At 65.9% G+C, this 23,426-nt stretch carries 23 protein-coding genes; 8 read left to right on the forward strand and 15 right to left on the reverse strand.

Features of this window, described 5'->3' with window-relative positions; all coding sequences use genetic code 11:
• The first annotated feature begins 23 nt into the window (after window positions 1-23).
• Window positions 24-1,151 carry an AI-2E family transporter gene (locus ACSU1G_RS25730; protein WP_439282976.1) on the forward strand — a complete coding sequence of 376 codons (1,128 nt, stop codon included), beginning with the start codon at window positions 24-26 and terminating at the stop codon, window positions 1,149-1,151.
• A 34-nt stretch (window positions 1,152-1,185) separates the two neighbouring features.
• On the opposite strand, the gene ACSU1G_RS25735 is transcribed toward ACSU1G_RS25730, so the two are convergent.
• Complete coding sequence (locus ACSU1G_RS25735; protein WP_439282977.1) at window positions 1,186-1,638, reverse strand: hypothetical protein; 453 nt, start codon at window positions 1,636-1,638, stop codon at window positions 1,186-1,188.
• A gap of 63 nt (window positions 1,639-1,701) precedes the next feature.
• Entirely contained in the window at window positions 1,702-1,863 is a 162-nt protein-coding gene (locus ACSU1G_RS25740; RefSeq protein ID WP_439282979.1) for a hypothetical protein, read from the reverse strand.
• 110 nt (window positions 1,864-1,973) lie between these two features.
• Here ACSU1G_RS25740 and ACSU1G_RS25745 point away from each other — a divergent pair, with 110 nt between their 5' ends.
• Window positions 1,974-2,942, forward strand: a complete 969-nt coding sequence (locus ACSU1G_RS25745) for a GlxA family transcriptional regulator (protein ID WP_439282981.1) — start codon at window positions 1,974-1,976, stop codon at window positions 2,940-2,942.
• A gap of 1 nt (window position 2,943) precedes the next feature.
• On the opposite strand, the gene ACSU1G_RS25750 is transcribed toward ACSU1G_RS25745, so the two are convergent.
• Window positions 2,944-3,633, reverse strand: a complete 690-nt coding sequence (locus tag ACSU1G_RS25750) for an NRDE family protein (protein ID WP_439282983.1) — start codon at window positions 3,631-3,633, stop codon at window positions 2,944-2,946.
• A 48-nt stretch (window positions 3,634-3,681) separates the two neighbouring features.
• On the reverse strand, window positions 3,682-4,626 hold the full coding sequence (locus ACSU1G_RS25755) for an NAD(P)-dependent alcohol dehydrogenase (protein ID WP_439282985.1): 945 nt from the start codon (window positions 4,624-4,626) through the stop codon (window positions 3,682-3,684).
• 68 nt (window positions 4,627-4,694) lie between these two features.
• On the opposite strand from ACSU1G_RS25755, the gene coaBC reads away from it, so the two are divergent.
• The 5 genes from coaBC to ACSU1G_RS25780 all read left to right on the forward strand — a co-directional run bounded on the left by coaBC (window position 4,695) and on the right by ACSU1G_RS25780 (window position 12,020).
• A complete protein-coding gene (gene coaBC, locus ACSU1G_RS25760; RefSeq protein ID WP_439282987.1) occupies window positions 4,695-5,897 on the forward strand; it encodes a bifunctional phosphopantothenoylcysteine decarboxylase/phosphopantothenate--cysteine ligase CoaBC in 1,203 nt (400 codons plus the stop codon).
• 56 nt (window positions 5,898-5,953) lie between these two features.
• On the forward strand, window positions 5,954-8,095 hold the full coding sequence (locus ACSU1G_RS25765) for an ATP-dependent Clp protease ATP-binding subunit (RefSeq protein WP_439282989.1): 2,142 nt from the start codon (window positions 5,954-5,956) through the stop codon (window positions 8,093-8,095).
• 295 nt (window positions 8,096-8,390) lie between these two features.
• Window positions 8,391-9,977, forward strand: coding sequence for a Re/Si-specific NAD(P)(+) transhydrogenase subunit alpha (locus tag ACSU1G_RS25770; RefSeq protein WP_439282991.1), 1,587 nt, complete (start codon window positions 8,391-8,393; stop codon window positions 9,975-9,977).
• Complete coding sequence (gene pntB, locus ACSU1G_RS25775) at window positions 9,974-11,386, forward strand: Re/Si-specific NAD(P)(+) transhydrogenase subunit beta (protein ID WP_439282993.1); 1,413 nt, start codon at window positions 9,974-9,976, stop codon at window positions 11,384-11,386. Before ACSU1G_RS25770 ends, pntB begins: the two co-directional genes overlap by 4 nt.
• A gap of 136 nt (window positions 11,387-11,522) precedes the next feature.
• The gene (locus tag ACSU1G_RS25780; RefSeq protein WP_439282995.1) at window positions 11,523-12,020 is read left to right on the forward strand and encodes a hypothetical protein; all 498 of its coding nucleotides are present in this window, start codon (window positions 11,523-11,525) and stop codon (window positions 12,018-12,020) included.
• On the opposite strand, the gene ACSU1G_RS25785 is transcribed toward ACSU1G_RS25780, so the two are convergent.
• Genes ACSU1G_RS25785 through paaA form a run of 6 tightly spaced genes read right to left on the reverse strand, consistent with a single transcriptional unit; the run spans window position 12,007 to window position 16,531 of the window.
• On the reverse strand, window positions 12,007-12,777 hold the full coding sequence (locus ACSU1G_RS25785; protein WP_439282997.1) for an enoyl-CoA hydratase/isomerase family protein: 771 nt from the start codon (window positions 12,775-12,777) through the stop codon (window positions 12,007-12,009). The two genes, ACSU1G_RS25780 and ACSU1G_RS25785, sit on opposite strands and share 14 nt — an antisense overlap.
• Window positions 12,778-12,791: 14 nt before the next feature.
• The gene (paaE, locus tag ACSU1G_RS25790; RefSeq protein ID WP_439282999.1) at window positions 12,792-13,892 is read right to left on the reverse strand and encodes a 1,2-phenylacetyl-CoA epoxidase subunit PaaE; all 1,101 of its coding nucleotides are present in this window, start codon (window positions 13,890-13,892) and stop codon (window positions 12,792-12,794) included.
• An 11-nt stretch (window positions 13,893-13,903) separates the two neighbouring features.
• On the reverse strand, window positions 13,904-14,413 hold the full coding sequence (gene paaD, locus ACSU1G_RS25795; protein WP_439283000.1) for a 1,2-phenylacetyl-CoA epoxidase subunit PaaD: 510 nt from the start codon (window positions 14,411-14,413) through the stop codon (window positions 13,904-13,906).
• Complete coding sequence (paaC, locus tag ACSU1G_RS25800) at window positions 14,407-15,249, reverse strand: 1,2-phenylacetyl-CoA epoxidase subunit PaaC (RefSeq protein WP_439283002.1); 843 nt, start codon at window positions 15,247-15,249, stop codon at window positions 14,407-14,409. Before paaC ends, paaD begins: the two co-directional genes overlap by 7 nt.
• Complete coding sequence (gene paaB / locus ACSU1G_RS25805) at window positions 15,246-15,551, reverse strand: 1,2-phenylacetyl-CoA epoxidase subunit PaaB (protein ID WP_439283134.1); 306 nt, start codon at window positions 15,549-15,551, stop codon at window positions 15,246-15,248. The genes paaC and paaB overlap by 4 nt, the downstream gene beginning before the upstream one ends.
• Window positions 15,551-16,531, reverse strand: coding sequence for a 1,2-phenylacetyl-CoA epoxidase subunit PaaA (gene paaA, locus ACSU1G_RS25810; protein WP_439283004.1), 981 nt, complete (start codon window positions 16,529-16,531; stop codon window positions 15,551-15,553). Before paaA ends, paaB begins: the two co-directional genes overlap by 1 nt.
• 142 nt (window positions 16,532-16,673) lie before the next feature.
• Between paaA and ACSU1G_RS25815 the strand changes: the two genes are divergently transcribed.
• Window positions 16,674-18,812 (forward strand): DEAD/DEAH box helicase, encoded by a 2,139-nt coding sequence (locus tag ACSU1G_RS25815; RefSeq protein WP_439283006.1) that lies wholly within the window; start codon window positions 16,674-16,676, stop codon window positions 18,810-18,812.
• A gap of 22 nt (window positions 18,813-18,834) precedes the next feature.
• Here the strand turns inward: ACSU1G_RS25815 and ACSU1G_RS25820 are convergent, their stop codons facing one another.
• Genes ACSU1G_RS25820 through ACSU1G_RS25840 form a run of 5 tightly spaced genes read right to left on the reverse strand, consistent with a single transcriptional unit; the run spans window position 18,835 to window position 23,363 of the window.
• A complete protein-coding gene (locus ACSU1G_RS25820) occupies window positions 18,835-19,182 on the reverse strand; it encodes a HepT-like ribonuclease domain-containing protein (protein ID WP_439283008.1) in 348 nt (115 codons plus the stop codon).
• Entirely contained in the window at window positions 19,179-19,673 is a 495-nt protein-coding gene (locus tag ACSU1G_RS25825) for a helix-turn-helix domain-containing protein (RefSeq protein WP_439283010.1), read from the reverse strand. The genes ACSU1G_RS25820 and ACSU1G_RS25825 overlap by 4 nt, the downstream gene beginning before the upstream one ends.
• Window positions 19,674-19,723: 50 nt before the next feature.
• Complete coding sequence (gene paaZ / locus ACSU1G_RS25830; protein ID WP_439283012.1) at window positions 19,724-21,754, reverse strand: phenylacetic acid degradation bifunctional protein PaaZ; 2,031 nt, start codon at window positions 21,752-21,754, stop codon at window positions 19,724-19,726.
• Window positions 21,751-22,623, reverse strand: a complete 873-nt coding sequence (locus tag ACSU1G_RS25835; RefSeq protein ID WP_439283014.1) for a 3-hydroxyacyl-CoA dehydrogenase family protein — start codon at window positions 22,621-22,623, stop codon at window positions 21,751-21,753. The genes paaZ and ACSU1G_RS25835 overlap by 4 nt, the downstream gene beginning before the upstream one ends.
• Complete coding sequence (locus ACSU1G_RS25840; RefSeq protein WP_439283016.1) at window positions 22,620-23,363, reverse strand: enoyl-CoA hydratase/isomerase family protein; 744 nt, start codon at window positions 23,361-23,363, stop codon at window positions 22,620-22,622. Before ACSU1G_RS25840 ends, ACSU1G_RS25835 begins: the two co-directional genes overlap by 4 nt.
• Window positions 23,364-23,426: the final 63 nt, after the last annotated feature.

Raw genomic sequence — 23,426 nt, forward strand, 5'->3', positions numbered from 1 at the left:
CCCATGGGCGATACGCTGGGCGAATGACCAGCTCTGAGCAGACCTCCGATCGGATGCTTTCGTCGAGTCTGCGGGTACTGCTGACGCTTGCCGCATCCGTCATCGTCATCGCCGGGCTCTCCTTCGCGCGCGAGATCGTCGGGCCCATCGCCCTGGCGATCGTGATCGTGGTGATCTGTGAACCAGCCCGCAGCGTGCTGACCCGCCGCGGATTGCCCACGTGGCTCGGATCGACTCTCGTCATCGCACTCGCCTACGTCATCCTGCTCGCGATGGGCGCGCTGCTGTGGTTTGCAGGAACTCAGTTCGCCCGCCTCGTGGTCGACCTGACTTCTGATCGTGGAGTCATCCAGCAGTTCACCGAGTTCGTCGCGTGGCTGGACGGGCTCGGATTCGGTCAGGAGGCGACGGATGCCGTGACGTCGTTGCTGGCGCCGGCCAACCTGCTGAAGATGGTGCAGAGCGTCGGCGGCACGGTCGTCGCAGTGGGCACCGCACTGTTCTTCGTCTTCGCCTACATCATCTTCATGGCTGTAGATGCGGCCCGCTACCGTCACGCGCCAGCCGTGTTCGGTGCCACGCGCAGCCACGTCATCGGACGCATCACCCTGCTGAACCGCGGCATCCGTCGGTATTACATCGTCAATGCGAGCTTCGGTGCGATCGTCGCGATCGTCGATGGCCTCGCACTGTGGTGGATGGGTGTGCCCGCACCCATCGTGTGGGCGATCCTCGCATTCGTGACGAACTTCATCCCGAACGTCGGTTTCATCCTGGGCCTGGTGCCCCCTGCGATCCTCGCGTTCGCCGTCGGCGGCTGGCCGCTGCTGCTCGGCGTGATCATTGTCTACACCGTCGTCAATGTCGTACTGCAGGTGCTCGTGCAGCCGAAGTTCGTCAGCGACGCGGTTGATCTCAGCCTCACGCTGAGCTTCTTCTCGGTGATCTTCTGGACCTTCGTGGTCGGCCCGCTCGGTGCGATCCTGTCGATCCCGCTGACGCTGCTCACTCGCGCGCTCGTGCTGGAGGGCAACCCGGATGCGCTCTGGTTGCGCTGGGTCACGGGCGATCGCACGGCCGTGCCGCCGCTGGAGCCCGAAGCGGTGCCGGTGCGCCAGCGACGCAGACGCCGGTGGGTGTGGTCGCGCTGACCTGCGGTGCAACCGCGGATCAGTAACCTGCCGGTCAGCGGATGAACATGGACAGTGTGCCGACGAGGAAGCTGACCACGCCGCTCGCGACACCGGCGATGCCGAGGCCGACGGCGATACCGGCCTGTCCGTGCGGAGCGTCGAGACGCCTAAGGCCGACAATGCCGGAGATCAGCGCGGCCAGCGCGGCGCAGAACACGAGCACTACGCCGATCGAGGCGAAGAGCGAGATCAGAAAGAAGTTGTCGCTGTTGATCGTTAATTGAACAACGATGCCCGACACCAGGCTCAGTCCGAGGCCGAGGAGGCCGAAGATGAAGCCGACCCGCCCAGGTGTGTTGCGTCCGGACGCACCGGGGTGAGCGGGCTGTTGAGGCTGGCTCTGGTAGTACGGCTGCGCGGCAGTCGAGGACTGTGCAGGATGACCGGGCTGCCGGCCAGCGGGGGATACGTACGGCGGAAGCGGGGGCTGTTGCGGATCGCTCATGCGGTCGAGCCTAATCCCGGCCAGGAATCAGACCGCGGTCAGGAATCAGACCGAGATCAACCATCAGCGATAGCTGATCGATGCCTCGGCGCTGTCGAGGGCGTCATGGTCGGCGACGCGTGACCAATCGGTGGCGACGGCGTGAAAGCCATCGCGACGAAGCTCGATGACAGTGGCGATGAGCCCAGCGAGGGCGAGTACTGCGAGCAGGATAATAATGGACATGGCAGAAAAGCTACGCCTGTTGCTTTCGTGCCACTAGTGGCAGAATCGACATAGATCGTCGAAAAACTGCCAAACTGGCTATCGTCACACTTCGCCGTCGAAGGAGCACCATGAGAACTGTCGCCTGCATCGTCCAAGACGGCTTCGCGCCGTTCGAGTTCGGCGTTGCCTGTGAGGCGTTCGGCCTTGATCGATCAGATGACGGCGTCCCGAACTTCGACTTCCGTGTCGTGTCCACCGAGGTCGGACCGGTGGCATCCAAGTTGGGCTTCTCCATCAACGTGGAGAACGACCTCTCCTTCGCTTATGAGGCCGATCTCGTGGTCGTGTGTCCGATTCCCCGCAAATGGTGGGGAGCCACCGATTCGCGCATCCTCGATGTGGTGCGGGATGCCGACGCGAGGGGCGCGTGGTTGCTCAGCGTCTGCAGTGGCTCATTCGTGATCGCAGAGGCGGGCGTACTCGACGGACGGCGGGCGACGACGCACTGGATGTACACCGACGAGATGACGGCGATGTTCCCGCTGATCGACGTCGACCCCGATGTGCTGTTCGTGCAGGATGGCCGCATTATCACCAGCGCGGGAACTGCGGCCGGCCTTGACGCCTGCCTGCACCTGCTGCGTCAGGAGATCGGTGCCGAACTCACGAATCGTGTCGCACGGCGCATGGTCGTGCCGCCGCAGCGTGATGGTGGTCAGGCGCAGTACATCGATCGACCGATCGCCACGGTGCAGAACGACTCGCTTGCCGCGATTACGGAGTGGACCATGGAAAACTTGCGCGAGGACCTGACCGTTGAGCAGCTCGCCTCGCGTGCGCATATGTCGCCGCGTACCTTCGCACGTCACTTCAAAGCAGAGCATGGCGCGACACCGGCGGCATGGCTGGCCCGCCAGCGGATCATTCACGCCCAGCGGATGCTGGAGCGCACCGACCTGGGTCTCGATGAGATCGCCCAGGAGTGCGGGTTTGGCTCGGCCGCCGTGCTGCGGCAGAACTTCGCGCGCGTGCTCGCAACGACGCCGACCGCATACCGTGCGCGGTTCGCCTGCATCGCGGATGAGTCGGCGGCCTGAGTTACCAGTGTCCAGGCGTCGGCAGAGGGGTTTCGTGTACCTCGACCCCTGAATGGTTGACGGCGGCGACGCAGTACAGCAGTGACTGGGTCGGATAGCCGTGCGGCCGGTTGTCGCGGATGATCGCCGCATCGTCGGTGGGGTCAAGGGTGGTGGATGCCGCGAGCAGATCAATCCACTCGCTCTCCCAGGCATCCGTCCGAGCGGCGTGAGCGCGGAACTCCGGCAGCCAGCGCGCGATGCGGGCGGTGGCCGGATCATCCAGCCCATCGTGCGCGATCATGTGCACGCCCTGAGGAACGGGCGTCTCGCGCAGAGTCTGACCGTCCCAGGACAGCACCCGAGCGGAGTCTGGTCCGACTTCGAGCAGATTGAATCCGTGCATCGCCAGTGGCGCGACGGGAGGCCGTCCGGCAACTGACTCCAGAGCCAAACTGCCGCGGGTGAGCACCTGGTCTTCGGGAAGGTCGAGAGTGTCTGCCCGGTTCAGGAGTACGGCGAGGCGTCGGGTCGCCGGATCAGCGGCGAGCCAGGCGCCGCCCGCCCGCCGGTCGCGGATGCCGATCACTCCCGGATAAGCGTCCGGCCACCACGGGCCCAGCGAATCCCACGCACGTTCGGGGTCTTCATCACGGATCGCCAGCAGACGCGAACCTCTGGGTTCAGCGACATCGATCACGACGGTGCACACGCGGTCAGTCTAAGTGCCATGCTGTCGCGTTTCGCAACAAGCGTGCGCTCAGATCTCGATCACGATTTTGCCGCGCACGCCGCCATGCTCCAGCGCGCGGTGCGCGCCCGCGACGTCTGACAGCGGAAACACGCGGTCGACCTGTGGGCGAATCGCACCGGCGGAGACCCATCTGCCGAGTTCGGCCAACAGTGGCGTTCGCGGATCGCCGCTGAAGAATCGCGTCCAGCGGGTGCGTCGCAGCGAGTGCGCCGCGAGGTGGCTGAGTGCGCGAGCTGGATGCCCGAAATCGATCGAGATGGTGACCATCCGGCCGCTCGGAGTGAGCAGTCGGCGGAACGCGGCAAGGTCGGTGCCCACAGTGTCCAGCACGACGTCGAACTGTCCGAGATCACCCGGGTCGCGGTAGTCGATCGCTTCATCCGCTCCCAGTTCGCGCACCAAATCCAGATTGGGGGCGCTGGCCAAACCCGTCACTTGAGCGCCCATCGCCTTCCCGAGTTGCACGGCCACGTAGCCGACTCCACCGGTGGCTCCGCGTACCAGCAGTCGTTCTCCCGGGGCGAGAGCGGCCTTGTCGCGCAATGCGGTGATCGCGGTCGTGCCGACGGGCAGGGCGGCCGCCTGGACAGCATTCAATCCGGCGGGCACATGATCGATCCGGTCGGGTGCGATCGACACATATTCTGCGGCGGTGGCGGCGGCAAGCCCGCCGATACCCCATACGAGATCCCCGACGGCGAAGCGGGAGGAGCGCGGTTCGACGACCTCGCCCACGACATCGAGACCGATCCGCTTCGGGAATCGATTGCCGCTGAATGGCCGCATTTTCCCCGCGCGCATCGCCAGGTCGATGCCGTTTACGGAGAGGGCACGCACTCGAATCAGGACTTCTCCCGGTCGCACCTGTGGACGCGGTGTCGACACCTCATGGAGCACCTCAGGGGGGCCGTACCGGTCAAAGCTGACCGCGCGCATGGAAGTGGGAGACATATGCCTTGTTTAGCATCGAAGTGGAACGACCTGCCCCGCAGAGGTCGCCGCTCAGGCAGAATCAAGGCATGAACATCGTCGTCGGAGTCACAGGCGGCATCGCCGCGTACAAGACCGTTCACCTCGTGCGCCTACTGATCAAGGCGGGTCACGACGTCACGGTGATTCCGACCGACGATGCACTGCGATTCGTGGGTGCACCGACGTGGGAGGCGATCAGCCGCAATCCGGTCACGACGAGCGTGCACGACGACGTGGCGAAGGTGCGGCACGTTGCTCTCGGCCAGGCTGCTGACCTCGTGATCATCGCCCCGGCCACGGCGAACACGATCGCGAAGATGACCGCGGGGCTTTCCGATGACCTGCTCGGCACGACGCTGCTGGCGACGACAGCGCCGGTTGCGATCGCCCCGGCCATGCATACGGAGATGTGGCGGCATTCGGCAACGCAGGCCAACATCAGGGTCCTGCGCGAGCGCGGCGTGCACGTGCTGGGGCCAGGCGACGGCGAGCTGACCGGCGGTGACTCAGGACCAGGGCGGATGCTCGAACCGGAGGACATCGTCGATGCTGCCCTTGCATTGCTCGCGCCGCAGGATCTCGCGGGTCTCCGGGCGGTCGTCTCGGCCGGCGGCACGCGCGAGCCGATCGATCCGGTGCGCTTTCTTGGCAATCGCTCCAGCGGGAAGCAGGGCGTCGCGCTCGCCGCGGAAGCCGCAGCCCGCGGCGCCATGGTTGATCTGGTCGCAGCGAACATCGCCGCCGATGTGCTCGCCGAGGCGCGGCATCCGCATATTCAGGTGCATCCGGTCGGCACTGCCGCGGAGCTCGGCGAGGCGATGAAGGATGCCGCGGCATCCGGCGATGTGGTCGTCATGGCTGCGGCGGTCGCCGACTATCGTCCAGCATCCGCATCCGACCAGAAGCTGACCAAGGAGGATGGCGCGCTCACGAGCATCGACCTCGTTGAGAACGAGGACATCGTGGCAGGCCTTGCCGCCTCTCGCCCGCATGGTCAGATCATCGTGGCCTTCGCCGCAGAGACGCTGCGCGACCCGGAGGAGCGGCGCGAGCGTGCCCGGCGCAAGCGCGAGCGCAAGGGTGTCGACCTGCTCGCCGTGAACCTCGCGGACGCCGATCACGGCTTCGAGAAGCCAGACAATGCGGTGGAGATCATCGGCGCAGAGGGAGCGGTCGTGGCATCCGCTGAAGGTTCCAAGCGCGAGGTTGCCCGCGTGATCTGGGATGCCGTGCGCGCGGCGCGCCGTTGAGATAAAGTTGAGTCAAGATCACTCAACTTTGAAGAGGAGCTTTCCAGGAGGAAGCGATGACCAACCCCGCACAGGATGACCAGCAGTCCGCTCTCGAGCAGTTCGGCATCAATCTGACCGACCGCGCCCGCCAGGGCAAGCTTGACCCGGTGATCGGCCGTGACAGCGAGATTCGTCGCGTCAGCCAGGTGCTGACCAGGCGCACGAAGAACAACCCGGTACTCATCGGCGAACCAGGCGTCGGCAAGACGGCCGTGGTCGAGGGGCTGGCGCAACGGATCGTCGCGGGCGATGTCGCGGAGTCACTCAAGGGCAAAGAGGTCATCACCCTCGACATCTCCGCTCTCGTTGCGGGTGCCATGTATCGGGGCCAGTTCGAGGAGCGGCTGAAGCAGGTCCTCAAGGAGATCACCGAATCCGACGGTCAGGTCATCACCTTCATCGACGAGCTGCACACGCTGATGGGCGCCGGTGGCGGCGAGGGGTCGGTCGCCGCATCCAACATGCTCAAGCCCATGCTCGCCCGCGGTGAGCTGCGCCTGATCGGTGCCACCACACTCAACGAATACCGCGAGTTCATCGAGAAGGATGCTGCGCTCGAGCGTCGCTTCCAGCAGGTCTATGTCGGTGAGCCAACGGTGGAAGACACCATCGCGATCCTGCGCGGACTCAAGGAGCGCTACGAAGCGCACCACAAGGTCGCCATTTCAGACAGCGCGCTGGTCGCCGCGGCAGCCCTGTCGAACCGGTATATTCCCTCGCGTCAGCTACCAGACAAGGCGATCGACCTGATCGATGAGGCGGCATCCAGGTTGCGCATGGAGATCGACTCGGCGCCGGTCGAGATCGACGAGCTGCGCCGGTATGTCGACCGGCTGAAGCTCGAAGAGCTCGCTCTCAAAAAGGAGAAGGACGCCGCGTCCAAGGAGCGTCTCACCGTGCTCCGCGAAGACCTGTCCGTGAAGCAGGTCCAACTCGGCGAGTTGCAGGCGCGGTGGGAGCGCGAACGCGCCTCGCTGAACAAGGTCGGCGATCTCAAGGCCCGATTGGATGCCGCCCGCAGCGATGCCGACCGCGCCCAGCGTGAGGGCAATCTCGAGAAGGCCTCCCGGCTGCTGTACGCCGAGATCCCGGCGCTCGAACGCGAAGTGTTCGCGGCAGAGCAGTCCGAGGGTGACGGCGACGGTGAGGGGCGCATGGTCAATGACCAGGTCACCGAAGAGGACATCGCCGGCGTCATTGCGGCGTGGACTGGCATCCCGGTCGGCCGCCTTCTGCAGGGCGAAAGCGAGAAGCTGCTGCATCTGGAGGCCGAGCTCGGCAAGCGACTGATCGGCCAGAAAGAGGCCGTCGGCGCGGTTGCGGATGCGGTGCGCCGCTCGCGTGCGGGTATCAGCGACCCTGGTCGCCCGACCGGATCGTTCCTGTTCCTCGGCCCGACCGGTGTCGGAAAGACCGAGCTCGCCAAGGCGCTCGCCGAATTCCTCTTCGATGATGAGCACGCCATGGTGCGCATCGACATGTCGGAGTACGGCGAGAAGCACTCGGTGTCCAGGCTTGTTGGCGCCCCTCCCGGATACATCGGTTATGAGCAGGGCGGTCAGTTGACCGAGGCCGTGCGGCGCCGCCCGTACAGCGTCGTGTTGCTGGATGAGGTCGAGAAGGCGCATCCGGAAGTGTTCGACGTGCTGTTGCAGGTCATGGACGACGGTCGCATGACCGACGGCCAGGGACGGACGGTCGACTTCTCGAATGTCATCCTGATCCTCACCTCGAACCTGGGCTCGCCGATTCTGATCGATCCGACGATGTCGCTCGACGACAAGCGCGACAGTGTCATGGCGCTGGTGCGTCAGGCATTCAAGCCGGAGTTCGTGAACCGTCTCGACGACATCGTCATCTTCCAGTCGCTCACGGAGGATGATCTCGCTCAGATCGTGGAGCTGTCGATAGACCACCTGCAGACGCGGCTGCGTGAGCGTCGACTCACTCTCGCTGTCACACCCGATGCTCGAGCGTGGCTTGCCGAGCGCGGATATGACCCGGTGTATGGCGCGCGTCCGCTGCGACGGCTCATCCAGAACGAGGTGCAGAACAAGCTGGCCACTGCGCTGCTCTCCGGTGGCGTGCGGGACGGAGATACTGTGCGCGTGGATGTGTCCGTCGACGGCGCGGGGCTGGTGCTGACCACGGACTGAGTGATCGTCGGTTGGTGGCGCTCGGTCGCGGGTCGTTGGTCGCCCTGACGCCTGTAGCGGGAAGGAAGACACGGCTCCGAGGTCATTCGGAGCCGTGTTTTCCTTCCCGCAACGTCCGAAGCGTGCGAGTCAGGGGCACCGGCGACGACGCGGACTTGCCCGTCCGTGAAAGATCGTACTTCTTTCGCCGCCTGGCCGCGTTATTCTTCCGGTTACGGCGGAGTTGCCCCAATAGTGTGTGTAGTTCGCGTGCCGGACGACCGACGCACGGCCGCGACGTGCAAGGGAGCAGTGGATGATGCGAATTGGCATCGTGACAGAACAGAGCGGTGAGACGAGAGTCGCCGCGACGCCACAGACTGTGGGCGCGCTGCGGGGACTCGGATACGAGGTTGCGGTCGAGCGGGGTGCGGGTGTGGCATCCGCTTACCCGGATGATGCGTATGCGGCAGCCGGTGCGACGATCGTCGACGCTGATGAGGCCTGGGCGTCGCCGATCCTGTTGAAGGTGAACGCCCCGACGGATGCCGAGATCTCGCGCATCGCGGACAGCGCGACGTTGATCGCCCAGCTCAGCCCGAACCTGAAGCCGGAGTTGCGTCAGGCTCTCGCGACGCGGGGCATCACTGCGCTCGCGCTGGACGCGGTGCCGCGTATCTCGCGCGCCCAGTCGATGGATGTGCTCAGCTCGATGTCGAACATCTCCGGTTACCGTGCGGTGATCGAGGCGGCGAATGAGTTCGGACGCTTCTTCACCGGTCAGGTGACCGCGGCGGGCAAGGTTCCGCCGGCGAAGGTACTGGTTGCCGGTGCGGGTGTCGCCGGACTCGCTGCCATCGGTGCGGCGTCAAGTCTCGGCGCAATCGTGCGCGCGACTGATCCTCGCCCCGAGGTCGCCGATCAGGTGAAATCGATCGGTGGGACGTATCTCGAAGTCATCGTTCCTGATGAGCAGAAAGAGGTCTCCTCTGACGGTTACGCCAAGGCGACCAGTGAGGCCTACAACCGTCGGGCCGCCGAGCTGTATTCCGAGCAGGCTGCCGACGTCGACATCATCATCACCACCGCGCTGATTCCCGGGCGCGCGGCGCCTCGACTGATCACCGCAGCTGACGTCGCCGGCATGAAGCCGGGCAGCGTCATCGTCGATATGGCCGCGGCGCAGGGCGGCAACGTCGAGGGCTCCGTCGCCGGAGAGCGATTCGTGACCGCAAACGGTGTGGTCATCCTCGGCTACACAGACCTGGCCGGGCGTCTGCCCACCCAGGCCTCGCAGCTGTACGGCACGAACCTGGTCAACCTGCTGAAGCTGTTGACGCCTGAGAAGGACGGCCAGCTCACGCTCGATTTCGATGATGTCGTGCAGCGGGCGGTGACGGTGGTGCGGGGCGGTGAAGAGACCTGGCCCCCGCCGGCCGTGCAGGTGTCAGCGGCGCCGGTGGCCGCAGCCGTCGCAGCTGTGCCGGTCGCACCGAAGCGTGCGCTCGGCGCCCGGGGCAAGGCGGCGCTGATCGTCGTGGGCATCGCTGCCCTGTTCCTGGTGAACGCGGTCGCCCCTGCGCCGCTGCCGCAGCACTTCACGGTGCTGCTGCTGTCGATCGTGATCGGCTTCTACGTGATCGGTAAGGTCGCGCACGCTCTGCACACTCCGCTGATGAGTGTCACGAACGCCATCTCCGGCATCATCGTGGTCGGTGCGGTCGTGCAGATCGCGAGCCCGAACATCGTGGTGCAGATCGTCTCCGCAGTGGCTGTGCTGGTGGCATCCATCAATATCTTCGGTGGGTTCGCGGTGACCAGAAGGATGCTGAAGATGTTCTCCAAGGGCCCAGACACATCGACAGGAGCAGAGCAGTCTGCGGACAAGGGAGCCCGTCGATGAGCGCCATTGAGATCTCGGCGTCGGTCGCCGGAGCCGCGTACATCGTCGCGGCGCTGCTGTTCATCATGAGTCTTGCCGGTCTCAGCCGGCACGACACTGCTCGCTCAGGTGTCGGCTATGGCATCGCCGGTATGGTCATCGCGCTTGTCGCGACGGTCTGGGTCACGTTCCAGGGTGCGTGGGGTGAGCCGCATGCGGTCATCGGACTGGTGCTGTTGGTCGTGGCGATGCTGGTCGGCGCGGCCATTGGTCTCTGGCGGGCACGCAAGGTCGAGATGACCGGGATGCCAGAACTCATCGCGCTGCTGCACAGCTTCGTAGGGCTGGCCGCAGTGCTGGTCGGCTGGAACGGGCACCTCGCCGCACCGGACTACACCGGCGCGCTGGCAGACATCCATCACGGTGAGGTGTTCATCGGCATCTTCATCGGTGGAGTGACCCTCACCGGCTCCATCGTCGCGTTCCTGAAGCTCTCGGGGCGGATGTCCTCGAAACCGCTCATGCTGCCGGGCAAGAACGTGCTGAACCTCGGTGCGATCGCCGTTTTCATCGCGCTGACCGTCTGGTACGTGATTGCCCCAGGGCTCGGGCTGCTCATCGTCGTGACGCTGCTCTCGCTCGCTCTCGGCTGGCACCTGGTCGCATCGATCGGCGGTGGCGATATGCCGGTCGTCGTCTCGATGCTCAACAGCTACTCGGGCTGGGCGGCTGCGGCAGCGGGCTTCCTGCTGAACAATGACTTGCTCATCGTCACCGGCGCCCTGGTGGGTTCCTCCGGTGCGTACCTGTCGTTCATCATGTGCAAGGCGATGAACCGCTCCTTCATCTCGGTGATTGCCGGAGGCTTCGGCATCGCCGCGCCCAAAGGCGACGAGGTCGACCATGGCGAGCACCGTGAAATCGATGCGGCATCCGTCGCCGACATGCTCAGAGATGCATCGACCGTTGTGATCACGCCCGGCTACGGCATGGCCGTTGCGCAGGCGCAGTATCCGGTCGCGGAGCTCACCCAGAAGCTGCGCGACCGAGGAGTGGACGTGCGGTTCGGTATCCACCCGGTCGCTGGACGCCTGCCTGGGCACATGAACGTGCTGCTGGCGGAGGCCAAGGTGCCGTACGACATCGTCCTCGAGATGGACGAAGTCAACGATGATCTGGCATCCACCGCCGTCGTGCTCGTGATCGGCGCGAACGACACGGTCAACCCCGCCGCGGCGGAAGATCCTTCGAGCCCCATCGCCGGGATGCCGGTGCTGCGGGTGTGGGAGGCAGAGAACGTCATCGTGTTCAAACGCTCGATGGCCTCCGGTTACGCCGGAGTGCAGAACCCGTTGTTCTTCCGCGACAACGCGCAGATGCTGTTCGGCGACGCCAAGGAGCGTGTCGACGATATCCTCCGCGCGCTCTAGCGCCGCGTCTCAGGGCTGGCGGTATCCGGCGCAGTCGAGAACACACAAACCGTCCTTCCTTACGCTCGGGAAGGACGGTTTGCGTGTTCTCGACGCCGGATGCGAGATGCCGCCACCGTGCGCTAGTCTCGGCGGCATGAGACTTTCCGGCCGGTTCGTTCGCGTCTTCCAGTGGATCGCACCCGTGCTGCTGCCGCTGATGGTCCTGTTCGGACGAGGGGTGCTGGGCGCACCGATGGGCTGGATGACGCTCATCGGCATATTCGCCGCCCCGTTCGTCATCATCGCGATGTACATCCCGCCGATCATCGTCGCCTTCGATCGCGATGCGAAGGCCGGACGCAGCACGCGTCGGGGCTACAACATCGCGAGCTGGGTCGTCTGGGGTGGACTGCTCGGGATCATGTTCACCCTCGCGGACGGCGGCGACTCCCCGCCCTTCGGTTCTGTCCTCTCCACCTGGGGCCTGAACACCGCTGTGACCGGCGCGCTCTTCGGCGCCGCGATGTTCGCCGTCGTCATCGGCTGGATCGCGGCGCTGGTATACGCCATCGCCGGCGTCGTCGTGTCCCGCGCCGAGGGGCGAGTCGCCACCGGAACCCAGACCGTGGTCCCGCCGCTCAGCGGCCGGTGAACTCCGGCTTCCGCTTCTGCTGGAACGCGGCGAAGCCTTCGCGGTAGTCGGCGGTGTCGCGGAGCGCCGCCTGGTTCGCGTTCTCCGCGGCGACGGCATCCCAGAGTGCGAGCCGCTCGTCGCGCAGTCGTGCGATGAGTCGCTTACTGGCCAGGAACGCCTGCGTCGCGCCTGCAGCGGCGCCGGATGCCGCGACAAGAGTCGTGGAGATGACATCAGCGGACGGGAGCACCTGGGAGAACAGTCCCGCGTCGACCGCTTCCGTGCCGCTCATGAGCCTGCCGGTGTAGATGAGATCGAGTGTCCGGTGCGCGCCGAGACGTTCGTAGAACAGCGCGTGCCCGCCTGAATCGAGCGTCGCGCCGAGCGCGGCGAAGGGGGAACCGATTTTCGCGGTGTCGGCGACGTAGACGACATCCGTCGCGATCAGCAGGCCGAGCCCGACGCCGAGGCAAGCGCCGTGGGCGGCGGCGAAGGTCGGTGCCGGGAACGCGGACATCTTCTTGAGCAGCGGAGTCACGAGGCCGTCGAGGTAGCCGGTGACGTCGTCGGTCGCGGGGTCGACTCCGGCGATGTCGCGTCCGGCGCAGAATCCTGCTCCCTCGCCGCGCAGCACGAGCGCGCGGACGCCTGCCGCCGCGGCCTCGTCGTAGGCCGATCCGAGGTCGGCCAGCGCCTGCTCGTCGAGCGCGTTGCGCTTCTCGGGCGCATTGAGCATCACATGGGCCACACCTTCGATGATGGTCAGATCGATCATGCGAACTCCTTCAATCACGTGTCGTAGTCGACGACAACGGTCTTCGTCGTCGGATGGGACTGGCAGGTCAGCACATAGCCGCGCTCGAGCTCGTCCGGCTCGAGGGCGAAGTTCTGCGTCATACGCACCTCTCCCTCCACGAGTCGTGCGCGGCACGTGCCGCAGACTCCGCCGGCGCACGCGAACGGCACGTCACCGCGCACACGCAGCGCAGCATCCAAAATTGCCTCATTGGCGGCGACCGGGGACTCCACAGTGGATGACAGCCCATCGAGGGTGAACTCGATGCGGCGCACCTCGTCGCCCGCGTTGACGATGACGGGGCGCCCTCGGTCGACGCGCGGACCGTCGGCATCGCTTGTGAAAAGCTCGAAACGGATGCTGGAGGAGGGCACGCCGCGACGCTCGAGCGTCTCGCGGCACAACGCGACGAGATCGAACGGCCCGCACAGGAACCACTCGGTGACGGTGGCCGGCGGCAGCAGTCCGTCGAGGATCGCGCCGAGCTTCTCCGCGTCGATGCGACCGGAGAGCAGAGGAGCGGTGCGCTGCTCGCGGGAGAGCACATGATGCAGAGCGAGGCGGGCTGGGTAGCGATCCTTCAGGTCGGCGAGCTCGTCGAGGAACATGACGTCCTGCGTGGCACGGTTCGTGTAAACGAGGCTGACCTGCGCTGTGGGCGAGGACGCCAGCACATGAGCGGCCAGCGACATCATCGGTGTGATGCCCGATCCCGCTGCGATACCCGCGATGTGTGCACCGTCGAGGTCGGGGAGATTCGTCGTGAAGCTCCCCTCCGGACTCATGACCTCGATGCGGTCGCCGGGAGCCAGGTGCTCGTGTGCCCAGACGGAGAACAGCCCACCGATGTCGCGCTTGATCCCCACACTGATCTGGCCGAGGGACGGCGCGCGGCAGATCGAATAGCTACGCCGAACTTCCCGTCCGTCAACGTGTGCGCGCAGCGCGACGTACTGCCCCGGTAGGTATTCGTAGTCGCTCTGCAGCTCCGGCGGCACGGTGAAGGTCACCTCGATGCTCTCCGGGGTCAGCGGTCTGACCTCAGAAACCAGGAGTTCATGGAAGCGCCCTCGGCGGCGCACGGTCGTACTCATCAGCCCGGTGTTCATAGCGCTTTGAAGTGATCGAAGGGTTCGAGGCAGGCGCGGCACTCGAAGAGCGACTTGCAGGATGTCGAGCCGAAGCGGGAGGCTTCGTGGGTGTCGAGGGATCCGCAGCACGGACACTTCACCCCGAGCCGGAGGCGGATCGGACCCTGCCCGATCAGACCCTGCCCGAGCGCCGCGCGGGCATGTGGCGGAGCGATGCCGTAGTCGCGGAGCTTCTGCTTTCCGGCATCCGTCATCCAATCGGTCGTCCACGCGGGTGACAGAGTCGTGCGCACCTCGACGTTGTCGAATCCGGCCGCGGTCAGTGCGAGCACGACGTCATCGCGCATGGCGTCGAGCGCGGGGCATCCGCTGTAGGTGGGGGTGAGCGTGACGATCACGCGCTCGCCGTCGACAACGACCTCGCGGAGCACGCCGAGATCCTCGATCGTGAGGACAGGGATCTCTGGGTCGGTGACGGTCGCGGCGATCCGCCAGGCATCCGCCCGTTTCGTGGTGGTCACCATGATGCCCCCGGATGCTGCCTCGCCAGCACCTGCATCTCGGCGAGCAGATGCCCCATCTCGGGGAAGTGGCTTCCGCGGCGCCCGCCGCCTGCCGATGCGCGCGCATCGGGAATCTCGAGCGCGGCCTCGGCGAACACCGCTGCGATCACGGCGTCGAAGCCGGCACTCAGCGTGGAGGGGCGCACCGCGATCCCGTCGAGGTCGTCGATCAGCGGTTCGTCTCGGAACAGTTCTTCGACGTACGGCCAGACATCCCCGATCGCGCGGAGCATCCGGCGGCGAGATTCTGCGGTTCCGCCGGCCAGGCGCAGCGTCCACTGCACGGCGTGATCGCGGTGGTAGTCGACCTCTTTCAGCGCCTTCTCGGCGACTGCGGCGAGCGTCGCATCCGTCGAAGAGCGCAATGCCGAGTACAACTCGAACATGTAGGCGGATGCCGCGAGCTGCCGCGCGATCGTCTGTGCGAAGTCGCCGTTGGGCTGCTCGAACAGCCACGCGCTGCGGAACTCCGATTCATCGCGGAAGTACGCCAGGTCGTCTTCGCTTCGGCCGTCGGCGGTGCCGGCGTAATGCAGCAGGGAGCGTGCATGGCCGAGTAGGTCGAGCGCGATGTTGCCGAGCGCGACGTCCTCTTCGAGTTCGGGACCGTGCGCGATCCACGCACCGAGTCGCTGAGCGAGGATCAGGGCGTCATCGCCGAGCCAGAGCGCATACTCGGCGGTGGCTGCCGTGGTGACCGACGCGTCGGCTCCCGTCAGCTCTGCGGCGAGATCGAGTGCATCCACCGTGACTGCGCCATGCGGGAGGGGTCGCACGTTGTCGCTTGGGCCAGTCATAGGTGGGGCACCCCCTCGGATGCGGTGTAGTACACCGCGTGGCGATAGTTCTTGCCTGCGGGGCTCTCGAAGAACGCGCCCTTGGCATCCGGATCGCTCGTGGTGATGGCATCCGCCGGCACGACCCAGATCGAAGTGCCCTCGCCGCGCCGCGTGTACAGGTCGCGGGCGTTTCGGATCGCGAGTTCGGCATCCGGCGCGTGCAAGGAGCCCGCGTGCACGTGACTCATACCTCGGTTCGCGCGCACGAACACCTCCCAGAGCGGCCAGAGCTCTGTGTTGTCGATGCCGGGCGTCGCCATCACGCCACAGCCTTCGCAGCGCGCAGCTCTTGCTTTCGGGCGTACTCCGAAGCAGCCTCGCGCACCCATGCGCCCTCTTCGTGTGCCTCACGGCGCGCGCGCAGCCGCTCAGCATTCATCGGACCGTTGCCGCCGAGCACCTCGAAGAACTCGGTCCAGTCGATCTCGCCGCCGATGTGCTCCTGCGTCTCTTCATCGAAGTGCAGAGCGGGGTCCGGCAGAGTGACGCCGAGGATCTCGGCTTGCGGCACCAGCATCCCGATGAAGCGTTGACGCAGCTCATCGTTCGAGAAGCGCTTGATGTTCCACGCCATCGACTGCGCCGAGTTCGGAGAGTCGCCGTCGGGCGGCCCGAACATCATCAGGCTGGGCCAGTACCAGCGGTCCACGGCATCCTGCGCCATCTTCCGCTGCGCATCCGTGCCCTTCATGAGGGTGAGCAGAATCTCGAAACCCTGCCGCTGGTGGAAGGACTCCTCCTTGCAGACACGGATCATCGCTCGCGCATACGGACCATAGGATGCCCGGCACAACGGCACCTGGTTGCAGATCGCGGCGCCGTCGACGAGCCAGCCGATCGCACCCATATCCGCCCAGGTCGGGGTGGGGTAGTTGAAGATCGACGAGTACTTCGCCCTGCCGGTGATGAGCTGTTCCGTCATCTCCTCGCGGGTGATGCCGAGGGTTTGGGCTGCCGAGTAGAGGTAGAGGCCATGGCCTGCTTCGTCCTGCACCTTCGCCATCAGGATCGCCTTGCGCTTCAGGCTCGGCGCCCTCGTAATCCAGTTGCCCTCCGGTTGCATGCCGATGATCTCGGAGTGCGCATGCTGGGAGATCTGGCGGATCAGCGCACGGCGGTAGGCATCCGGCATCCAATCGCGCGGCTCGATGCGGGAATCGGCCGCGATGATTTCGTCGAAGCGGCGCTGTTCGTCGGAGTATTCCTCCTCGACGGACGAAGGACCTTCGGGGGCGGTCATGTTCGGCTCCTTTGCCATGCACGTCTTTACTGACCGATCGTTTAGTTATTCTCGCACAGTGGATCGTGGAGCGCAAAGCTCGTTCGGCCGAGGCGACGTGAGGGGCGAACGCGATGTCGGTCGCGTGAGGCAGAGTGGAGACATGACATTCGACGCGCCGCGCTCACCCGAACAGGCATCGGACACCCGCGCCGCTGCCCTCGCCGCGTTGCGCGACCTCGTGGGGCGCCCGGACGTCTCGTTTCACGACGGGCAGTACGAAGCGATCGAGGCGCTGGTCGCTGAGCGCCGGCGGGCGCTCGTCGTGCAGCGAACCGGGTGGGGTAAGTCCGCGGTGTACTTCGTCGCGACCCTGCTGCTGCGTAGGCAGGGAGCGGGTCCGACCGTGCTTGTCTCGCCCCTGCTGGCGCTCATGCGCGACCAGATCGCTGCAGCCGAGCGGGCCGGCGTTCGTGCGGTCGCGATCAACTCGACGAACGCGCACGAGTGGAGCGATGTGCTCGCCAGCCTCGAACGCGATGAGGTCGACGTGTTGCTGGTCTCGCCGGAGCGGCTCAACAACCCTGCTTTCCGTGAGCAGCAACTGCCGGCGCTTGTGAAGCGCATCGGCATGCTCGTCGTCGATGAGGCGCACTGCATCAGCGATTGGGGGCACGACTTCCGCCCCGACTACCGGCGGCTGCGCGACCTCATCGCGCAGATGCCCGCGGAGGTGCCTGTGCTCGCCACGACGGCGACTGCGAACAGTCGCGTCGTGGCGGATGTCGCCGAGCAGCTCGGCACAGGCGGCGCGGGCGGCGACACCGGGCCCGAGGTTCTCACCATTCGCGGACCTCTTGCCCGTGCATCCCTGCGGCTCGGGGTGCTGCGGTTGCCCGATGCCTCGAGTCGTCTGGCATGGCTGCTCAGTCATCTCGATGATCTGCCTGGCTCTGGGATCATCTATACGCTCACGGTGGCGGCGGCGGTCGATACCGCCCGCCTGCTGCGCGAACGCGGCCACGAGGTGCGCGCCTACACCGGTCAGACCGACACGGATGAGCGCATGGAATCCGAGGGCATGCTGAAACGCAACGAGGTGAAGGCCCTCGTCGCGACCAGCGCGCTCGGTATGGGCTTCGATAAACCCGACCTCGGATTCGTGTTGCATCTCGGGGCACCCTCGTCACCTGTCGCGTACTACCAGCAGGTCGGTCGTGCGGGCCGTGCGAGTGAGAGCGCTGACGTACTCCTCCTGCCCGGCGTCGAAGACCGTGACATATGGCACTACTTCGCGACGGCATCCATGCCGAATCAGGAGCGTGCCGAGCGCGTGATCGCCGCGCTCGGGGACCAGCCGATCTCGACCCCTGCGCTCGAGGCGATGGTCGACATCCGCCGCACGCCGCTCGAGCTGCTACTCAAGGTGCTTGACGTCGATGGTGCTGTGCGCCGGGTGCAGGGCGGCTGGGTCGCCACCGGTGCGCCATGGGTCTATGACGCGGAGCGGTACGAGCGCATCGCCGCCGAGCGTCTCGCCGAGCAGCGGCACATGATCGAGTACGAGCAGACCGATGGATGCCGGATGGAGTTCCTCCAGCGTTCACTCGACGACGACACGGCAGTGCCGTGCGGGCGGTGCGACAACTGTGCGGGCATCTGGTTCCCCCGTGAGATCAGGGCGATCGCGACCGCCGCGGCGACAGAGTCGCTCGACAAGGTTGGCATCCCCGTCGAGCCGCGACGTGCGTGGCCCACGGGCGCCGGCCGTCTCGGAGTCCCCGTCAAGGGACGCATCTCCGCCGCCGAGCAAGCCGGCGAGGGTCGGGCGCTCGCCCGGCTGACCGACCTCGGATGGGGTGGCACGTTGCGTACGCTGTTCGCAGCCGGCGCTCCCGACGAGCCGATCTCGCCGCAGATGCTCGCCGGGTGCGTTCGGGTGCTCGCGCAGTGGGGGTGGACAGAGCGTCCGGTCGCTGTCGTTGCCATGCCGTCGCGCTCCCGGCCGCTCCTTGTCGATTCGCTGGCTCGAGGACTCGCCGAGGTTGGGCGACTGCCCTACATCGGGGCGTTGGGTCATGCGAATGGAGGCCCGACCGGCCAACCGGGCGGCAACAGCGTATTTCGCCTCGCTGGGCTCTGGGACCATTTCACCGCCGATGGTCTCGATATCCCTGCTGGTCCGATCCTGCTCGTCGATGACCAGGCCGACAGTCGGTGGACGCTGACGGTTGCCGCTCGCGTCCTCCGTCAGGCGGGCGCGACCGAGGTGCTGCCGTTCGTGCTCGCCCTGCGCGGCTGACAGATTCTCTGCGGCGACCAGCTCAGAGGGCCGGATGTGCACGGTCATCGGCGTCGAGCAGGCGATGCGCCGCAGCGGCAAGCTGTGGGATGTCGTGCCGTGCGGTTGCCGTGACGATCGCGTGGGTCGTGTCGAAGTAGCGGTGCGTGAGGTGATCGCGCATCCGAGCGATGTCGCTCCACGGGATGCCCGGCTCGTGGAGCGTCAGCGAAGGGTCGAGATCTTTGACAGCTTCGCCGATCTCGATGAGCCGCACGCGGATCGCGTCGAACACGATGTCGTCGGGGACTTCGGCTCGCGTGATGTGCCTGGCGATCGCCTCGCAGGCGGCGATGATATCGAGTAGGCGATCACGGCTCCGTCTACTCACAGCGTGATCGCTTCTCGCTCAATGATGCGCGCGATATCTGGTTTGAGGCCGGAGCGTGGGATGAGGTCAACGCGTCGACCGAGTAGCGCCTCGGCCTCTCGTTGCATCCGCAGCAGGTCAAACATGCCCACCGTCGGCGAGACATCAACAAGCAGGTCCACATCGCTGGATTCTGTGTCGTCGCCGCGCGCAACGCTTCCGAAGAGCCGAATGATTTCGGCGCCGAGTGGTTCCAGAGCGGCTCGAAGCTCATTTGCCCGTGCGAGCACGCGGGTTCGTACGTGTCCACGCTCAACGAGGAGGGGTGATACCTCGATCGTGAGGCCGATGGTCGAGAGCAGGTGGTCAACCACGGCGAAAGACGGCTCTCTTCGACCATTCTCATACTCACTGATCACGCTTTGCGTGACGCCGGCAAGCTGCGCTAGGGCAACCTGAGTCAACCCGCTTTCCTGGCGGGCGATGCGGAGCAGTTCGGCGGCGCGGCCCATGCTTCAAAAATATCGCACATACGCGATATTGACAATGCGCGATGCGGTGTCTACTCCTTCTCCACCAGCGTCAGCACGTCATAGGTTGCGACGGTGTCGTCATTCTGATTGCGGATGACAGCGTCCCAGCACACCTCGCCGTACTCGTCGGTCTCGCGCGGCGTGATCTTCTTGGCGGTCAGCTCGACACGGATGCTGTCGCCCGGCGAGACCGGAGTCACGAAGCGCAGGTTCTCCAGCCCGTAGTTCGCCAGTACTGGCCCGGGGTCGGGATCCACGAACAGCCCCGCGGCCCAGGAGATGAGCAGGTACCCGTGCGCGACTCGTCCGGGGAAGAACGGATTCGCGGCGGCGGCTTCCTCATCCATATGGGCGTAGAAGGTGTCGCCGGTGAAGTGCGCGAACGTCTCGATGTCGTCGAGGCCGACTTCGCGGGATGCCGACGCGATCCGATCGCCCAATCTCAGCTCGGCCAGGGACTTACGGAAGGGGTGGATGCCGTCTTCCCTGGAAACCGCCCCGGCGTGCCAGACTCCGGTCAATGCCGTGAGCATGTCGGGGGAGCCCTGCACCGCCGTGCGCTGCATGTGGTGCAGCACCGCGCGGATGCCGCCCAGCTCCTCGCCACCACCAGCTCTGCCTGGCCCGCCGTGTACGAGACCGGGCATCGGGGAACCATGGCCTGTCGATGAGCGCGCGTCGTCTCGATCGAGGAACAGGACACGACCGTTGGATGCCGCGATCCCGCTCATGATCTCGGTCGCAAATGCCGCATCGTGTGTGGCGACACTCGTGACGAGCGAGCCGCCGCCGCGTGCGACGAGTGCCGCAGCATCCGCGGTGGTGTCGTAGGTCAGCAGCGATGCTACCGGGCCGAACGCTTCCACCTCGTGCACGGCATCCGCCTGCGCATCGTCGAAGCGCAGCAGCATGGGAGAGACGAAGGCGCCATCGGCAGACGCAGAGATAGCGGCGGGCGGCTCGGTGGATCCGATGACGATTCGCCCACCGGCATCCTGCAGCACCCGAACCTGCCGTTGCACCTCATCGCGCTGCGCGAGCGAGACGAGCGGGCCCATGGTGACACCCTCATCGCGCGGGTCGCCGATGACCACTTTCTCGGCGATCCGGGCACGGACGGCGTCGATCACGGCTTCTGCCTGCGCGGTCGGCACGAGCGCTCGCCGGATCGCGGTGCACTTCTGGCCGGCTTTCGAGGTCATCTCGGTGACGAGCTGGCGCACATAGGCGTCGAACTCGGGTGTGCCAGCCACGGCATCTGGGCCGAGCACCGATGCGTTTATCGAGTCGGTCTCGGAAGTGAAGCGCACGCCGGCGGGGGTGCGATCGCGCAGCGCCGAAGCGGTCGACGCACTGCCAGTGAATCCGACGGCATCACCCAGGCGCAGGTTCTCGAACAGTGTCGGCACGCTGCCGCTCACGAGCTGCAGCGACCCATCGGGCAGCAGACCCGAGTCGACCAGGATGCGCACGAACGCCTCGGCGAGATATCCGGTGGGAGTGGCGGGTTTCACCAGCGAGGGCATCCCGGCGAGGAAGGCGGGCGCGAACTTCTCCAGCGACCCCCACACCGGAAAGTTGAAGGCGTTGATCTGCACGGCGACGCCGGACAGCCGCGTGTAGACGTGGCGACCGAGGAAGCTGCCATCCTTCGACAGCGGCTCGACCGGGCCGTCGACGTACACCTGCGCGTTCGGCAGTTCGCGTCGCCCCTTTCCCGAGTATGCAAACAGCACACCGATTCCACCGTCGATGTCGACCCAGGAATCAGCCTTCGTCGCGCCGGCGCGCGCGGACAGCGCATACAGTTCGTCCTTACGCTCGGTCAGCACCAGGGCGAACTGCTTCAGTAACACCGCGCGCTGATGGAAGGTCAGTGCTCCGAGTGCCGCCTGCCCGGCGGTACGCGCGTAGTCGAGAGCTGCTGCGAGATCGAGGCCATCCGTGCTGACCCGTGCGACCTCGTCGCCGGTGGAGGCATCGCGCACGACGCTCACGTTTACCGGTGCGGCGGGCGTCCACCAGGAGCCCTGCACGTAGCTCGGCAGGATCTCGGTCATGTTGCATCCCATCTGTAAAAGCCTTCGCCGCTCTTGCGGCCGAGTTTGCCGTCAGCGACCATTTGGCGCAGCAGGGCGGGCGGCGCGAAGCGCTCGCCGAGAGTCGCGTGCAACTCTTCTGCGATGCCCAGGCGCACGTCGAGTCCGACGATGTCGGTCGTGCGCAGCGGACCCATCGGATGCCGGTATCCGAGCTCCATCGCGGTGTCGATGTCTTCGGCGGATGCGACGCCGGCATCCAGCATCCGGATGGCCTCGAGAGCGAGCACGAGACCGAGCCGGCTGGATGCGAAACCGGGGGAGTCGCGCACCACGATCGGGGTCTTGCCGAGCGCCTCGACCCACCCGCGAGCCTGCGCAATGACGGCAGGATCGGTGGCTGCACCGGCGACGATCTCGACGAGGACGGATGCAGGGACGGGGTTGAAGAAGTGCAGCCCGAGGAATTGCTCTGGGCGGGCGAGGGATACCGCCAGTGCGTCGATCGATATTGACGAGGTGTTCGAGGCGAGCATGGCGGTCTTAGCGATCACGCTCTCGATGCGCGCAAGTGCGTCGGTCTTCAGACCGCGGTCTTCCGGAACGGCCTCGATCACGAGGTCGCAGTCGGCGAACCGGGCGATATCGGTGCCGAGGCGCAGCGCGGCGTTCAGTTCATCGGCGGAGACGTGAGTTGTGCCGCGTTCGATGGATCGCTCCACGCTCTCGCGGATCCGCAGTGCCGCGGCATCCGCCGCCTCCCGGTCTCGCTCGACGACCAGCACCTCGCTGCCGACCAGCAGGAAGGCGTGGGCAATACCAGCGCCCATGCGTCCGCCGCCCAGCACGCCAACCTTCAGGTCACCGCCATTCGGAAACTCGACCCTCATCGGTGGCCCCGCCGCTCGAGAAACTCGGTCATCCGGCGCATCTTCTCCGGGCTTTCGAACAGCTCCGCCTGCAGCTCGCTGTCGAGTGCGGGGTGGGCATCGCGCGGTGCGCGCATGGCTGTCTTCGTGTGCCGGATGGCGAGGGGGTCGGCCACGGCGATTCGATCGGCGATCGCGTGCGCAGCCGCGAGCAGATCGGCGGGCGCATGAATGCCGGAGATCAAGCCCGCAGCCAGAGCCTCATCGGCAGTGAGCAAACGAGCGGTGAGCAGCATTTCGCTGGCCAGGCCCCCGCCGATGATCTCACGCAGGCGCCAGGTCGCCCCTGCCGCGGCGATGATGCCGAGGCAGGGTTCCGTGTTGCCGATCTTCAGCGTCGGTGTCGCGATACGGATGTCGGCGGCGTAGGCGAGTTCGGCGCCGCCACCGAGCGCGTAACCGTCGAGCGCGGCGATCACCGGCATCGGCAGCTCGTGGATGCGGATGAAAGCCGTCGCATTTATGGCGCGGCGCGCGTCTTCGGCGCGACGGGCGCGCAACTGGGTGATGTCGGCTCCGGCAGCGAAGACTCCGTCTGTTCCGGTGAGAATCAGTGTGCGGGGTTCGGCCTCGAGCTCCTCGCAGAGCGAGTGGAACGCATCGACCATCTCGCGGTCGATTGCATTGCGTTTGTCGGGTCGGTTCAGACGCGCGATGACTCGGTCTGAGTGGCGGTCGACGACGAGGGCGATCTCGTTCATCTGCGCTCCCGTCCGCACCCTCGGTCGATCTTTTTTGAACATTCGGTCAGTATTTAATTATGG

Source organism: Microbacterium sp. A93 (assembly GCF_051842835.1).